The sequence below is a fragment of the Hymenobacter sp. BT491 genome (assembly GCF_014349165.1).
Lineage (GTDB): Bacteria > Bacteroidota > Bacteroidia > Cytophagales > Hymenobacteraceae > Hymenobacter > Hymenobacter jejuensis.
This window is the reverse complement of the sequence record NZ_JACSJJ010000003.1, coordinates 1,189,761-1,203,852: the sequence shown is the minus strand read 5'-3', so window position 1 is coordinate 1,203,852 and position 14,092 is coordinate 1,189,761. Positions and strand designations below refer to the sequence as shown.

Below are 14,092 nucleotides of genomic sequence, written 5' to 3'. Positions count from 1 at the left end.
CCCTCTTAGAACAGCGCTTTGGCTCGGAACTGGCGCTGCTCTGCTCCATTCCCGGTAGTGGGCGAAAGACCGCGGGCATGTTGCTCTTGTTTGCCAGCGGCTTTGTGCATCTCGATAACTACCGCCAGCTCATCGCGATGGCCGGCTTGTCGCCCCGCGAGCACACCTCCGGTACCAGCATCCGGGGCAAGGTCCGGATTACGAAGATGGGCGGGGGCTTGATTCGGGGTAAATTATTCATGTGCAGCTTCGCCGCCAAGAAAACCAATGCGGCCTGCCAAGCGCTTTTTGACCGCCTCGTGGCCAGAGGCAAGAACAAGAAGCTGGCGCTGATTGCCGTCTGCAACAAGCTGCTCAAGCAAGCCTTTGCCATTGTCAAATCCGGCGTGCCGTATCAAGCAGACTTTACCTCGAAACTTGCCCTCAACCCTTGACTTTTAACACAGTTCATGTAAAGTAACGAAAGTGCTACTGCATGACAGCTTCTTGAACCGCTGCGTCAATCAAAGCTATTGGCTCAGCGCATTAATGTAAGGGCGCCCAAAATGAAAAGAGCCTGATAGGTATATCAGGCTCTCTATCAAGTATATACAAAGTGAGTGTTACAGTGCCTTCTTCCGGCTTTGCTGGAATTTCTTGAGCTGCGGATCAATCACTTTTTTGTCGCCCACGGCGATGATGGTCAGCTAGATAACGTGGGGTTTTGCCCCGCGTCCTCAAAAGCTGCTTTCTGGATGATGGAACCAATATAATCAGGTAAGCGTAATTACATTGTACGTACATTTGCTTCATGAACACGCGCATAATACGAGTAGGCAATTCGCAAGGAATTGTGCTGCCCAAGAAGCTACTGCAACAGTATCACCTCGTCGGCGAGGTCGACTTACAGCCCACGGTTGAGGGCCTGCTCATCAAGCCAGTGGCAAAGCCCCGCCGCGAAGGGTGGGACGAGCGCTTTCAACACGCGATTGCCCAGGGCCAGACCCCAGAGGGCGAACTGCTGGAGGGCTTTTCTGATGACGCCTTTGAGGAAACCGAATGGCAGTGGTAGCGGTGCAACGCTTCGAGGTGTGGCTCGTCAACCTCGACCCGACCCAAGGCAGCGAAATCAACAAGACCCGTCCGTGCGTAGTGCTTTCGCCCGACGAGATGAACCGCTACTTGCGCACGGTCACTATTGCGGCGCTAACCAGCACCCGGCGCGATTATCCCTCCCGCATCGATTGCACCTTCCAGGGCAAGGAAGGGCAGGTGGCCCTAGATCATATCCGGTCAGTTGATAAAACCCGCTTGGTGCGTCGTTTGGGCATGCTGCCCAAAGCCACTGCGCAAGAGATATGCGACCGGTTGCAAGAGATCTTTCAATATTAACGGCCGCTCCTAGCGCACCTCAGATCGTGCAGGGATTTGCCCTATGTACCGCCATCAAGTCACGGTATGCGGTCCCAGACTTGACCGTAGTAGAGCTTGCGGAGCGTCGCCTTCGTTCTGAGGCCGTAGGTAGGACACGCTCCACCCGTAACCGGCGTGGCTAAGACCACCACATGCGGGTATACCTGCCCGCCGACGGTCAGCGCCTGCCCCGGCGACATTGCTACATCGACCGGCAAGTTGAGCGTATAGCATATGGCCCCGCCTTGGGACGCCGGCGGACCCAAGTATTCGTTCCACATGCCCGCGACCACAAACGCGCCGCCGACGGTAGTACCGCTACCCGCCTGCGGGGTCGTGCGCCGAAACGAAAAGTAGCCGGCTTCATAGACCGAATCGACGCGATCCACGATGACTACCCTGCACCCTACGCGGTCACTTTCAACCAGAAGCGTTGAACGTTCTTCGGTTGGCTCGGTATTGCGCGAAGTGTTTCAGTGTAGCTGATTGAGCCAGTCTTGAAACCACTCTTTGGGCAACCTGACTTGATTCAAGTCTATGGCCTGTAGTTCTTCAATTTTATATGTACTCACCAAGTACAAATCCCATTGCGCATCCACATCCTTTAACACTTCATAAGTGGCCTCGTCGATTCCGGCCGCTTCTAATTCCAAGTCATTTACCACGATATACCCGAAGTGTTTGCTGCACCAATTCGCGAAGTCTTGATGACTGTAGGTTGCGTTGCCCTCTACCAGATTCGCTAACAGACTTATGAGATTCTCTTTCGAAAGCGGCAAGGAAATATCTTTTGCCCCCGTTTCTTCTAGAGCACCTCCTTTCTTGAACCGGTATGGCATGGGAGTTCTTTGTGTAGGGTAAAGTTTGTGCTGACGGCCAGCACGCACACTTTGTATATGCTTGACAAAGAGCCTGGTACAACAATCAGGCTCTTTGTTAAGCATATACAAAGTGAGTGTTACAGTGCCTTCTTCCGGCTTTGCTGGAATTTCTTGAGCTGCGGATCGATCACTTTTTTGTCGCCCACGGCAATGATGGTCATTTCTTCGGGACGGATGTATTTCTTCGTCGTTTCGGTGACTTGCTGCGGCGTGATCTGGTAGATGTTCTTTACCTGGTTGGTGAGGTAGCTGTCGGGTAGGCCGTGGAGGTCGAGCTGGTAGAGCTGCCCGATGATGCCTTCCGGCGTCGAGTTGCGCAGCACAAACAGGCCCGCTTCGTAATTCTGAATGCCTTTCAGCTCATCAGCCGACGGTGGCTCTTGGCGCAGGCGGTCTACTTCGTTCATGATCTCCTTCAGCGAATTGCCTGTCTCACTGGTGGTTACGTCGGCGGTTTCGGCCCAATCGGCGGCGCGGTAATGGGTGCTTACAGAGCTATACGGCGAATACGTGTAGCCCTTATCCTCGCGGATGTTGCGGGTGATGCGCGAGCCAAAGGAGCCGCCCAGCAGCGAGTTGGCAATGCGTAAGCGCAGGAAGTCGGGGTTGGACGGATCGACTACGGGCAGGCCAATGACCAGCGTCGATTGCGGCGCGCCGGGGCGGTCCTGCACCATCAGGTCGCCTTTGGTAGTGGGCTTGGCGATGTCGATGTGGCGCTCCGGGCCTTTGGTCCAGTCGCTGAGCGAAGCGGTAATGGCCTTTTGCAGGGCCGCCGCGTCGAACTTGCCGGCCGCGTACAGGTTGGTGCGCTGGGCGCCGTATTGCTTCTGGTAAAACGCATTGACCTGCTCCAGCGTGAAGCCGTCGATCAGGGCATCGCTGGGCAAGCCGCGGCCGTAGGGGTGGCCCTTGTAGAGCGCCGACGAAAACTTGATGCGCGCCTGGGTACCGGGCCGCGAACGGGACAGGTTCATTTCGCGCTTGAAGTCGTTTTTGATGCGCGTCAGCTCCGAAGCCGGGAACGACGGGTGCTGCACCAAATCGGCCATTAGGGCCACGAGGTCGGGGCCGTATTCCGAAAGCACCGAGCCCGAAATTATGGTCTGGTCGGCGCCCACCGACACGTCGATCGAGCCGCCCATGCGCGCGACTTTCTCCGATATCTGGTTGGCCGACAGCGTGGTGGTGCCTTCGCGCATCAGCCGGCCCACGATGTCGGCGAGGCCGTTTTCGTTTTCCGCTTCGTGCACGTTGCCGGCCTGCACAATCAAGCTCACCGATACTTTCGGGATTTCGCCGAAGGGCACCAGCGTCGCCTGCAAGCCGTTGGGCAACGTAAATTCTTGCTTAGCGGGCAACGAAAAGTCGCGGGGCGTACCGCCGGGCGGGGGTGTTTGTTTTTGGGCCAACACGGCCGAAGAGCTAAAAGCCAGCGCCGCGCTGCACAAGCCGAGGAAGAGGAGGTTTTTCATGCGTCGGTTTAGCTTTTAGCCAATGGGTTGATAATCAATACGGTACGATTGGTGGGCCGCAGATACTCTTTGATGGTTTTTTGCATCACGGCTGGCGTTACCTTCCGAAATTCCTTTTCGAGGTTGTTGATGCGGCCGGGGTCGTTGTCGAACAGGGCAAACGTGGCCAGCAAATCGGCCTTGCCGAAGCCGTAGAGGCTGCTGAGTTGGTCGTAGAGGCTGGAGCGCATCTTTACCATCGCCAAATCGAGCGTGGCCTGGTCGACGCCGTTTTTGTCGAGCTTCTCGATTTCCTGGGTGAGCACCGCCACCACCGAGTCGGCCGATACGGTGGGGTCGTAGGTCAGGCTGCCGCCCCAGTGCATCGGGCCGTTGTAGTCGAACATGTTGCCCAAATCGTTGATGCCGCCGCTGACCGAGCCCGCGTAGCCGCGCTTCTGCACCAGCGCCTGGTAGAGCCGGCTGTCGTTTCCCTGCAACAAAATCTGGTCGAGCAGGCCCATGGCGTAGTATTCGGGCGTGTTCTTGTCAGGCATGTGGTAGGCAAACGCCAGCGCCTGTCAGGCATGTGGTAGGCAAACGCCAGCGCCGGCTTGGTGGCCAGCTTGTCGTCTTTGGTGAAGCGCTGCTCCTTTTCCTGCCGGGGCTCCGTGAGGTCCACCTTAGGGGGCTGCGGCGCCGACGGAATGCCACCAAAATATTGCTGCACCCACTTTTTGGCCTCCGCCGGATCGAAATCCCCGACTACTACCAGCGAGGCATTGTTGGGCGCGTAGTACGTCTTGAAAAACGACTGCACATCCGTCAGGTTCGCCGCGTCAAGGTCTTTCAGATCGCCGTAGAAGTTGTGGGCGTTGTGCCAGTTCTTGTTGGCGTACTGCGGCATGTCGAGCCACGGAAACCCGCCGTAGGGCTGGTTGAGCACGTTCACGCGCACTTCGTTTTTCACCACGCCTTGCTGGTTGGTGAGGTTGCTCTGGTTGATGGCTAAGCCGCGCATGCGGTCGGCTTCGGCCCACAGCATAGTTTCGAGCTTGTGCGCCGGCACTATCTCGAAGTAGTTGGTGAAATCAAAGCGCGTGGAGCCGTTCAGAATGCCCCCGTTTTTCTGGATCAGCGAGATAAATTCGGCCTTGCCCAAGTTCTGCGAGCCCTGAAACATCATGTGCTCAAACAAGTGCGCAAAACCGGTGCGGTCGCGCGGCTCGATGCGGAAGCCGATGTTGTAATAAACGGCAATGGTGGTAATGGGCGCCGTTTTGTCGGGCGAGAGCACCACCTTCAGGCCGTTGTCGAGGGTGAAATACTCCACGGGCACCTGGTACGACGCAACGGCGGCTTCTTCAGCCTTCGGGGCGGGGGCGGTGGTGGTCACGCCCGTACTTGTTTTCTGACTACACGAACCCAAGAGCAGCAGTCCGCTCAGGCCCAGAGTCAGGAGTGGAAATCCGATTTTGTCCAAACGCTTCATGTGCATACAAGGCTTAAAACATGGTTTTATCGGCAAAATACTTAAATAAACCATGATACATAGGCGAAATGATATCTAATTATTTTCGCCCAAAATCAGGGAGTCCGAACCGGCTTTTTGTGTGCGCCGTTTCTTGGTTTGTGCTCGAAAGACAGCACGTAAAACCGCAAGGATGCACCTTGTATGTTATTATCTGGCAGTAGTTTATGGAGTACAAAAAAAGCGGGTGTCGCTCTGCGTTTCTCGCAGAGCGACACCCGTTGCAGGTTGCCGACACCATGCTGTTGCTGGCAGCCTAAATCTCTACTTTGAGGGTAGCCGGCTGCTTGGTCACTTCAAACAGCTCGCCGTGGGGCACGATGGTAATCTGGCCGTATTCCTGCAACAGCATGCGATACGCTTCGGCCACGGGGCGGGGCTTGCGGTCGAGGTCGTAGAGGCCGCAGGGGTTGACCTTACCAACTTTCTGGGCCAGCGCAATGTCCCAATCGATCTGATCGATAAGCGAATACCACGTAAAGCCGAGCACCGGCACGCCTTCCTTGCGCATGCGCAGAATATTGACCCACTGCTTCCAGAGCCACGTCGGGGCTTCGTGGGCGTCGAACACGTTGGTTTCGGTGTGCATCACGGGCTTGAGGTAGCGCTGGTAGTACTCGTGGGTGATGTTATACCATCCCAGCACGTCCATGCTGGTGCAGATCTCGCCGTTGGGCAGCACAATGCGTTCGTTGCGGCCGTAGTAGTCGTTGCCCATGATCTGGTAGCCGGGCGGCTCGCCGGCCATAAACCAGTCGTATTCCTTGCGCGTCAGGCCGTTGTCGAGCAAATAGGTAAGTACTTCAGCATCAGGATGATGTGCGTACAATAAATCCAGCGACAAAAACCGCAGTTTGTTCTCGATCTGGATGGAAGGTGTGCGTACCGCGCGCAGCTCGTGGGTAAATTCCGCCGATTCGCTTTGCACGATGATGCAGTCGGGGCGCACTTTGGCAATCTGCTGGGTGGCCATAATGCTGGCGGCCGTCAGGTGTTTCAGGGCCGTAATAAAGCCTTTGTCGGTGCGGAGCTGCTCGTTCCAGACGCCATCTTTGGCGCTGATGCGGGCCGACACATAAATCTCGTTGACGGGCGTGTAGTACCGCACCCACGGATAGCGCCGGGCCACGGCCGCGGCGTATTCGGCAAAATGCACCGGCAGCTCAGGGTTCTGGAAATTGCCGATCCAGTCGGGCACGCCGAAGTGCAGCAAATCCAGAATCGGCGTGATGTCCAGGCGCTGCATCTCGGCCATCACCTGGTCGGCAAACTCCCAGTCGTAATGGCCCGGTGCGCGATGAATATTGTAGTACGGTAGTCCGTAGCGTAACACCTTCAACCCCAGATCTTTCACCAGTTGCAAGTCTTCCTGCCAACGGTCGTAGTGCCCGCACTCCGCCAGCAAATCGCGGCGCGTGCGGCCGTGGTCGATGGTGGGGTAGGAGCACTCGATGCCCGTCGCAAACATGAAGTTGCCCGCCGCACCCGACGGCAGTCCGCTGCCATCGCGCCCACCCGCGCCGCCAAATTCGTCGCCCTCGTAGTGGCCATCGCCGAATTTCTCTTTTATGTGGGTCAGAAAGCCTTTGGGCATGAGCGTTGGAAATGAATAGGTTAGAATTTATAGAGCTAGAAAATCAGCTCCCCTGCTTGCAAAAGGAGGGGAGCTGATTTTCTAGCTCTAGTTCAGGCGTCGCGCCGTCTTTCTTTTTCCAGAAATTTATCGGCGGTGCGCAGGCTCAGGGCCATAATGGTAAGAGCCGGATTGACACTCAAAGCACTGGGAAATACCGAGTTATCACAGATATACAAGTTCGGAACGTCGAAGGCGCGGCCGTTGGCGTCCACCACGGCATCGTCGCCGCTGAGGCCCATGCGGGCCGTGCCAATGACGTGCGCATTGCGCGGAAAGGCCCACACGTCGCGGGCCCCAGCGGCCTCCCAAATGCGGCGCATCACTTGCTCGGCGTGGCGCGTCATGCGGGTTTCGTTTTCCTGGTTAGTGAAGTGGATTCGGGGCTTGGCGATGCCGCGGGCGTCTTTTTCGTCGGCTAGTTCCAGATAGTTATCGGCGTGCGGCAGGCAATCGCCCAGGATGTTGATGCCAGCGATGTGGTTGTATTGCTGCAAGTAGTTGCGAAGCGCCGGACCCCATAGCTTGCGCGCCCGCACCACTTGGCCTGCAAACGTAACGGGCATAACGCCAATGCTTTGCAATAAATAGCCGCCCGCAAAGTCGGCGTCCTGGGGGCGGTGGGTATCTTCAGAAATCAGCGAGCCGGGAATGCCTTTATAGGGCCGAATATCCTCGTCGAAGGTGCCCCACACCTGTATGCCGGTATGGGCCATGAAGTTGCGGCCTACTTGCCCGCTGGTGAGTGCCAACTCGTTGAGCAGCAAGATTCTTGGTGTTTCGATGGCCCCCGCACACAGAAACACGTTGCGACACGCCTGCCGGTGTGGCTGGCCGTTTTGGAGGTACACTACAGCGGTAATGTGGCCTTTTGTATCGCGCTCAATTTCAGTTACATAGCTATTGGGGCGAATGTCGGCGCCGTGGGCTACGGCCAGCGGAATAAACGTGACGTCCATGCTGGCTTTGGCGCCGGTGCTACAACCGGCCTGGCAGAAGCCGCGGTTGGTGCAGGCCTCGCGCCAGCCCACGCCCTCTTGGTAGTAGCGCGCCGATAGCGCCGCGTTGGCGGCCGGCGAAGTCCGTAAGCCCAGTTGTTCGCAGCCGCGCTGCATAAGCTGCGCAGCCCCGTTGAGCGGCAACGGCGCCAACGGATACCCTCGCTTGCGGGCTGGTCCCCACGGGTAGGGCGTCGGCCCCGAAATACCCAGAAAGTGCTCAAGCTCATCGTAATACGGTGCAAGCTCGTCGTAGCCGAAAGGCCAGTCGACGCCCACGCCGAAATCGCGGTTTAGGTGCAGGTCGTCGGGCTGGGCGCGGGGCGTGTAGGCGGTGTAGTGCAGCGTAGAGCCGCCCACGCCGGTGCCGGAGTTGTTCTTGCCAAAAGCCACAGGGTCTTGGCCCGCCGACAGCCGCTCGTCGTTCCAAAACAGGAAATTCTGAGCGTGCTCGTCGGTGGCAAAATCGCGCTGGGGGTTGTGCCACGGCCCGGCTTCGAGCGCCACCACTTTCAAGCCCGCCATAGCCAGTCGAGCCAGTAGGGGCGCGCCGCCCGCTCCGGTGCCAATCACCACACAATCAACCTCTTCTGTGGGAAGCTTCAGCGCAAGTGGTTCGGGCGCGGGCTCCAAAACGGTTTCTTCCTGCATCAGCTGTTTCAGCAACGGATCCTGAATTTCGGGCTGCACAGGGTTCAGCACGCCTTCTTCGGCTACTTCTTCGTCGGGCATAAAGAAAAGGTAAGAATATAATAAGTTATGTAAGTATTTGATTGTCAAATACTTACATGATATTTAAGTTGGCTCTATCGGTTGATTTCGGCATTCTTTTCCGGCTCGCGGGGCTCCAGCTCGCCAAGCTCGATGCGCGACCAGCCGGGCACATCGGCCATGCCGACGTAGCCAATTTCTTCCTGGGCCAGCGGATGCGCGTAGTAGAGTTCGGTCATTTCGGCCAGCATTTCCTCGAAGAACCTTTCGGCTGGCAGCGTCTCCCAAATGGCGCCCGGCGCCCGCGCCTCCTGTATTGCCTGGATTACAGCATCTTTCTGCTGATCAGAGAGTCCCGTGAAGTCCTGCTGATACATTGCCTGGGCGCTTTCCTGAATGCCACCCAGCCCGAGGCGGTACGTCTCGCGGTCGGGCGGCAGAGCGTCGTAGCGCCAACCGTCGCTGCGGCCTTCCAGCAGGCGTTTGTCAATGGCAATGGCCAGCTCGATGGGTTCCTCGCGGTCGGGCTGCGGGAAGATGCGGGCGCACACGGTCCGCAGCAGCTCGTAGGTAGCGGCATCGAAATACGCTGGCTCGTGCACCACCGGCTCCAGGCGGGCAAGTAAGGCCGCACGGGTAGCCTCGGTCACGAGTTCCGTGGCCAGCAGGGCACGCACAGTGCCTTCGGGATAGGGAGAAGCAGACATAAACAGGCAGGTTCAGGCAGCGGCGGTGGGCCACTGTCGAGGTGTAAACTGCTTACGGACAAAATCTTCCCGCGGCGAACCGATAAATTTTTAGAGCCTGCCTGCTTTGGTCACGCTTTACTTGAGCCGCATGATCGCCGCCATGGTTTCGAGGCCGTCCCAGAGGTTGCCGAGGCGCAGGTTCTCGTTCTCGGCGTGTTGATTATTGTCGTAATTAGCCACGGGCACCGTGATGGTGGTCGCGTTGAGCTGTTCTTTAAACGCGTACAACGGCAAGCTGCCGCCGGAAGTCGGCAGCGCCACAACCGACTGATTCGTAGTGGATTGTACGGCCGCCACAATGCTGCGCGCAATGGGCAGATCCATGGGGGTGCGCTGGGCGTTGTAGCCGGCTTTGGGCACCACGCGCACGATGTGCGGGTAGCGCAGGCGTTCGGCGTCGGTGGGCTCGTTGGTAGTCACAAAGAAACCCTGCCGCTGCATGTGGCGCACCACTTTCTGAATTTGCTTTTGGTACTCATTGCCCAGCACGAGGCGCAGATCCAGCACCGCCGTGGCGGTGGTCGGGATGACGTTCGCGGCCTGCGCGCCCACGTTGGCGCTCTGCAACCCGTTGATATTCAGCGAGGGCTGGTTGATTAGCTCGTTCAATGTCTGGCCGCCCCCGTCGGGCCGGACGAAGCCCAGCTCTTCCCGAATGGTCGCGTCGAGGTTGGGCACGTTGCGCACGGCCTGCTGCTCGGCGGCCGTTAGCGGCACCACGTCGTCGTAGAAACCCGCTACGGTGACGCGGCCGGTGCTGTCTTTCATGGAGGCCAGCAGCTGCGCGAGCGTCATGGCGGGATTGGGTGCCCAGTTGCCGTAGTGGCCGCTGTGCAACGGGCGTTTGGGGCCGTACACGGTCAGCTCCACGTTCACGTCGCCGCGGGCCCCAAACACCACCTGCTTGCGGCCCGACTGGTGCACCGGCCCGTCGCAAATCACCCACAGATCGGACTGAAGCAGGCTTTTATTGTTGCCCAGAATTTCGCTCAGGTGCGGCGAACCGGCTTCTTCTTCGCCCTCGAAAAAGAACTTAAGGTTGACCGTAGGCTTGAGCTTACTGGCTTGCAAGGCCTGATACGCCGACAAAATCGACATCACGCCGGCTTTGTCGTCGGAGCTGCCGCGGGCGTAGAGGCGCCACTCGGGGTTGAGGGCGGTGGCGGGCTGGGGCGCGGGCAACAGCTGACCGCCTTTGGCAAGCGAGCCGCTGGCCAGCGTCGGCTGAAAAGGACTCAGACCCGCGGCCCACTGTTTGGGATTGACGGGCTGGCCGTCGTAGTGGGCATAGAAAATCAGGGTGCGCTTGGCGCCGGGCGTGCGCACTTCACCATACACAGCGGGCGCAACGCCCGCAGTAGGCGCGCGCAACAACTGCACGCCGCTAATGCCGCGCCGGCGCATCATGTCGGCGATGAAGTTGGCGGTTTGGCGCAGATTGGCTGTGTCCGCCGCAACGTTCGGGATGGCCAGCAGCTGCATGTACTCGGCAAGTAGCTGATTTTCATGCGATTGCCGAAACTGCCGCACTTTCTGCAAAGCAGAATCAGGCGTGGCAAAACCAGCCAAGAGCAATAGGCCGCCGAGCAGCCCCACACCGTATGCTTTTCTCATGCGGTGAAGTAAAGGCTTCACCCTCAGAAAGCAAGCCGCCGATGCACTTCCGTTACTGGTCGCTGCTGAGTTTGCCGCCCGTTACGTGCACCAGGCTTCCCGTCATAAACGAGCCGTCCTGTGAGGCCAGCAGCACGTAAGCCGGGGCCAATTCTTCGGGTTGGCCGGGCCGCTTGAGCGCCACCTCGTACCCAAACTTGGCGATTTCTTCGGCCGGCATTGTACCCGGAATGTTGGGCGTCCAGACGGGGCCGGGTACTACGCAATTCACGCGTATGTTCTTCTCTCCCAAGTAGGTAGCCAGCGATTTGGTCAGGGCATGAATCGCCGATTTGGTGCAGGTGTAATCAATCAGTATAGGGTTGCCGGTGAGACCTACAATGCTGCCCGTATTGATGATGCAGTCGCCGGCCTGCAAGTGCGGAATGGCCGCCTGTGCCATCCAGATATAACCCAGAATGTTGGTGTCGAAGGTACGGCGAATCTGCTCTTCGGGGATTTCCTCAAATTTTTCCTGCGCCATCTGAAAAGCGGCGTTGTTGACCAGTATGTTCAGGCCGCCGTACTGGGCCAAGGTCTGGCGCACGGCTTGCTTGCATTGCTCGGGGTCGCGCACGTCGAGCTTGAGCAACAGGCACTTGCGTTTGCGTTTTTCTACCTGGCGCTTGGTTTCGTTGGCATCTACATCGTTTTCGTTGTAGAGCACAGCCACGTCGGCGCCTTCCAGGGCAAAGGCTATGGCCACGGCCCGCCCAATGCCCGAGTCGGCCCCGGTGATGAGCGCAATTTTCCCCTGTAACTTATTGGCTGCCTTGTAATTAGCAAAGTCCGTGTCGGGCTGCTGCTTCATGTCGGCTTGTTTGGCCGGATAGGGCTGCTTTTCGGCCTTCATGTCCTTGGCCATCAGGCGTTTCTCGGGTTTGGCAGGCGCCGCTTTCGGGGCAGTCGGAGTCTTTTTGGCAGCCATTGCTAAGGGAGGGATTGGTGAAGTCCTTAAGCTTACGCAAAATCAAGTTCGGCAGTCGATGTACGCACCGGATTAGACGCTCCGTAGACAATAGCAGCAACGAGTACCAACAAAAAACTCCTGCCCGGCATACGCCGAGCAGGAGTTTTTGACAAAATATAACTAACTGACTATTAGCTAGTTATTGTAGTGGCCGTTGGCTTCCTCCGTTTGGGGCTGCTCTTCCAGCGAAGGATAATCAATGAAGCCCTTGTCGCCGGGCACGTAGAACGTGCTGAAATCAGGCGAGTTGAGGGCGGCCCCAACGCGGAAGCGCTCAGGCAGGTCGGGGTTGGCGATGAAGGGTACACCGAAGGCAATCACATCAGCCTCGTTGTTGGCAATGGCCTGATCTGCAGTTTCTTGCGTGTAGCCCCCGTTCAGGATGAAAGTACCGTTGAAGATCTGGCGCAGGTGCGCGGCTACGGCTGGTACGCCTGCCGCGGCTGCCATCGGATGGCCTGGGCGCGCCTCGATTACGTGCAGGTAAGCGAGGTTAAACTTATTGAGCTGCTCGGTTATGTAGCTAAACGTTTTCACGCGGTCAGAGTCCTGGATGCTGGCGCTGCCTTGGGGTGAGAAACGAATGCCCACGCGATCGACGCCCAACTCATCTGTCACAGCTTCAACCACTTCCAATACAAAGCGCGCCCGGTTTTCGAGGCTGCCGCCGTACTCGTCGGTGCGCTGGTTGGGGCCATCTTGCAGAAACTGGTCGAGCAAATAACCGTTGGCCCCGTGGATTTCGGCGCCGTCGAAACCAGCAAGCTTGGCGTTGCGGGCCGCCAAGCGGAACTGCTCCACTACACCCGGAATTTCGCTGAGTTCGAGTGCACGCGGCGTCGGAACTTCTTCAAATCCTTGGCCCGTAAAGGCTTTCACGCCTTCCGGCTTGATGGCCGACGGAGCTACGGGCAACTCGCCATTGTGGAAAAACGGGTGCGAAACGCGACCCACGTGCCACAGCTGAATAAAAATACGGCCGCCCGCGGCGTGCACAGCGTCCGTAACTTTCTTCCAACCAGCTACTTGCTCATCTGAGTAAATGCCGGGCGTGTTGATGTAGCCCACACCCTGTGGCGAAACCTGCGAACCTTCCGTGATGATCAGGCCGGCCGAAGCGCGCTGCACGTAATATTCGATGATGGAATCGGTGGGGACGTTGCCTGGGTTGGTGGCCCGGCTGCGCGTCATGGGCGCCATTGCCAGGCGATTAGGGAGCGTAAGGGCGCCCACTTGAATGGGCGTAAACAGATTTGGAACTTGGCTCATGATTGTAGAATGAAGGGGAGCAGACGCTCAAAAATTGGTTGTGTTCGATTTGATTTTATGCAACTGATAAGGTGTGCAAAAGGTTTTGGCGAGCCTTCCCCCTAGTTTGCTACCACGGCAATGGCTGGCCTTTGTGAAAAAAGCCGCCCGTAGGACCATCGCTGGGCAGCGTCGCCAACTCCACGGCCGTGCGTGCACCTTCTTCGATGCTGAGTGGCGCGCCTTCGCCGCCAAGCTCCGTCTTTACCCAGCCGGGATGCGCCGAATTCACTTTGACGTTGGTGTCTTTTAACTCTCTGGCTGTAAGCACCGTGAGCATGTTCAGCGCCGCTTTCGACGACATGTAGGCCGGCATCAAAAAAGGGCTGTTGCTCATGGCCGTAAGCGAACCCAGGCGACTGCTGTGGTTGACGATGCGGCCCGCCGGACTTTGCTTAAGCAGCGGAAGCAGTGCCTCCGTCACGGCAAAAACCGCGAACACATTGATCTCGAACGTGCTCCGAAACAGCGCCACCGTAGCGTTGCCAGTAGGGTCTTCCTGCACCCCGGCGTTATTGACAAGAATATCAAGCTGGCCAAAATGCTGCTGAAAGAAAGCGGGCAGCGCGGCCACCTCCTCAGCGTTGGTCACGTCGAGCTGCACGACGTGCGCCTCGAAACCCTCCTGACGCAGTTGGTTGGCGGCTGCGTTGCCACGAGCCTCGTCGCGGGCGCCAATCACCACCGTAATGCCTTGCTGGCCCAGTTGACGGGCTATTTCCAAGCCAATGCCTTTGTTGCCGCCCGTAACTAGGGCTACTCTCTTTGCCGGTTCGCTCATGTGTTGCCGCGCTAATCAGTTGCGGCGTATA

The 14,092-nt window shown here is 58.0% G+C and carries 14 protein-coding genes and 1 pseudogene; 3 read left to right on the top strand and 12 right to left on the bottom strand.

The genetic code is table 11. The annotated features are described in order from the left end of the window. From H9I52_RS16695 to H9I52_RS16685, 3 genes are all read left to right on the top strand, one after another. A partial coding sequence (locus H9I52_RS16695) for a transposase (RefSeq protein WP_187454771.1) occupies positions 1-434 on the top strand: 434 nt, incomplete at its 5' end. A 356-nt stretch (positions 435-790) separates the two neighbouring features. Further along, complete coding sequence (locus H9I52_RS16690; RefSeq protein WP_139515484.1) at positions 791-1,051, top strand: AbrB/MazE/SpoVT family DNA-binding domain-containing protein; 261 nt, start codon at positions 791-793, stop codon at positions 1,049-1,051. After that, entirely contained in the window at positions 1,039-1,371 is a 333-nt protein-coding gene (locus tag H9I52_RS16685; RefSeq protein WP_139515485.1) for a type II toxin-antitoxin system PemK/MazF family toxin, read from the top strand. The genes H9I52_RS16690 and H9I52_RS16685 overlap by 13 nt, the downstream gene beginning before the upstream one ends. A gap of 59 nt (positions 1,372-1,430) precedes the next feature. Here H9I52_RS16685 and H9I52_RS16680 read toward each other — a convergent pair whose 3' ends face one another. The 12 genes and pseudogenes from H9I52_RS16680 to H9I52_RS16630 form a co-directional block, all read right to left on the bottom strand. Then, on the bottom strand, positions 1,431-1,781 hold the full coding sequence (locus H9I52_RS16680; protein WP_187454770.1) for a hypothetical protein: 351 nt from the start codon (positions 1,779-1,781) through the stop codon (positions 1,431-1,433). 84 nt (positions 1,782-1,865) lie between these two features. Then, the gene (locus H9I52_RS16675) at positions 1,866-2,336 is read right to left on the bottom strand and encodes a hypothetical protein (RefSeq protein ID WP_187454769.1); all 471 of its coding nucleotides are present in this window, start codon (positions 2,334-2,336) and stop codon (positions 1,866-1,868) included. A 14-nt stretch (positions 2,337-2,350) separates the two neighbouring features. Beyond that, positions 2,351-3,748: a M16 family metallopeptidase gene (locus H9I52_RS16670; RefSeq protein ID WP_187454768.1), complete on the bottom strand. Its 1,398-nt coding sequence runs from the start codon at positions 3,746-3,748 to the stop codon at positions 2,351-2,353. 8 nt (positions 3,749-3,756) lie between these two features. After that, positions 3,757-4,251, bottom strand: coding sequence for a M16 family metallopeptidase (locus H9I52_RS23095; RefSeq protein WP_262386121.1), 495 nt, complete (start codon positions 4,249-4,251; stop codon positions 3,757-3,759). Positions 4,252-4,397: 146 nt separating this feature from the next. Then, positions 4,398-5,219 (bottom strand): annotated as a pseudogene (locus H9I52_RS23090) (M16 family metallopeptidase); the annotation flags it as partial. A 295-nt stretch (positions 5,220-5,514) separates the two neighbouring features. Continuing rightward, positions 5,515-6,852 (bottom strand): family 1 glycosylhydrolase, encoded by a 1,338-nt coding sequence (locus H9I52_RS16660; protein ID WP_187454767.1) that lies wholly within the window; start codon positions 6,850-6,852, stop codon positions 5,515-5,517. Positions 6,853-6,944: 92 nt separating this feature from the next. Beyond that, a complete protein-coding gene (locus H9I52_RS16655) occupies positions 6,945-8,540 on the bottom strand; it encodes a GMC family oxidoreductase (RefSeq protein WP_410403033.1) in 1,596 nt (531 codons plus the stop codon). Between the two features lie 155 nt (positions 8,541-8,695). Further along, positions 8,696-9,307, bottom strand: a complete 612-nt coding sequence (locus H9I52_RS16650) for a gluconate 2-dehydrogenase subunit 3 family protein (RefSeq protein ID WP_187454765.1) — start codon at positions 9,305-9,307, stop codon at positions 8,696-8,698. A 117-nt stretch (positions 9,308-9,424) separates the two neighbouring features. Further along, positions 9,425-10,963 (bottom strand): M20/M25/M40 family metallo-hydrolase, encoded by a 1,539-nt coding sequence (locus tag H9I52_RS16645; protein ID WP_187454764.1) that lies wholly within the window; start codon positions 10,961-10,963, stop codon positions 9,425-9,427. Between the two features lie 52 nt (positions 10,964-11,015). Then, on the bottom strand, positions 11,016-11,867 hold the full coding sequence (locus H9I52_RS16640; protein ID WP_187454823.1) for an SDR family oxidoreductase: 852 nt from the start codon (positions 11,865-11,867) through the stop codon (positions 11,016-11,018). A gap of 240 nt (positions 11,868-12,107) precedes the next feature. Continuing rightward, entirely contained in the window at positions 12,108-13,241 is a 1,134-nt protein-coding gene (locus H9I52_RS16635; protein ID WP_187454763.1) for an alkene reductase, read from the bottom strand. A 109-nt stretch (positions 13,242-13,350) separates the two neighbouring features. After that, the gene (locus tag H9I52_RS16630; RefSeq protein ID WP_187454762.1) at positions 13,351-14,061 is read right to left on the bottom strand and encodes an SDR family oxidoreductase; all 711 of its coding nucleotides are present in this window, start codon (positions 14,059-14,061) and stop codon (positions 13,351-13,353) included. Positions 14,062-14,092: the final 31 nt, after the last annotated feature.

Coding starts and splice junctions, on each gene's coding strand:
- H9I52_RS16690 (WP_139515484.1), top strand. CDS start 791: ATGAACACGCGCATAATACGAGTAGGCAATTCGCAAGGAATTGTGCTG.
- H9I52_RS16685 (WP_139515485.1), top strand. CDS start 1,039: ATGGCAGTGGTAGCGGTGCAACGCTTCGAGGTGTGGCTCGTCAACCTC.
- H9I52_RS16675 (WP_187454769.1), bottom strand. CDS start 2,336: ATGCTTAACAAAGAGCCTGATTGTTGTACCAGGCTCTTTGTCAAGCAT.
- H9I52_RS16670 (WP_187454768.1), bottom strand. CDS start 3,748: ATGAAAAACCTCCTCTTCCTCGGCTTGTGCAGCGCGGCGCTGGCTTTT.
- H9I52_RS23095 (WP_262386121.1), bottom strand. CDS start 4,251: ATGGGCCTGCTCGACCAGATTTTGTTGCAGGGAAACGACAGCCGGCTC.
- H9I52_RS16660 (WP_187454767.1), bottom strand. CDS start 6,852: ATGCCCAAAGGCTTTCTGACCCACATAAAAGAGAAATTCGGCGATGGC.
- H9I52_RS16655 (WP_410403033.1), bottom strand. CDS start 8,540: ATGCAGGAAGAAACCGTTTTGGAGCCCGCGCCCGAACCACTTGCGCTG.
- H9I52_RS16650 (WP_187454765.1), bottom strand. CDS start 9,307: ATGTCTGCTTCTCCCTATCCCGAAGGCACTGTGCGTGCCCTGCTGGCC.
- H9I52_RS16645 (WP_187454764.1), bottom strand. CDS start 10,963: ATGAGAAAAGCATACGGTGTGGGGCTGCTCGGCGGCCTATTGCTCTTG.
- H9I52_RS16640 (WP_187454823.1), bottom strand. CDS start 11,867: ATGGCCAAGGACATGAAGGCCGAAAAGCAGCCCTATCCGGCCAAACAA.
- H9I52_RS16635 (WP_187454763.1), bottom strand. CDS start 13,241: ATGAGCCAAGTTCCAAATCTGTTTACGCCCATTCAAGTGGGCGCCCTT.
- H9I52_RS16630 (WP_187454762.1), bottom strand. CDS start 14,061: ATGAGCGAACCGGCAAAGAGAGTAGCCCTAGTTACGGGCGGCAACAAA.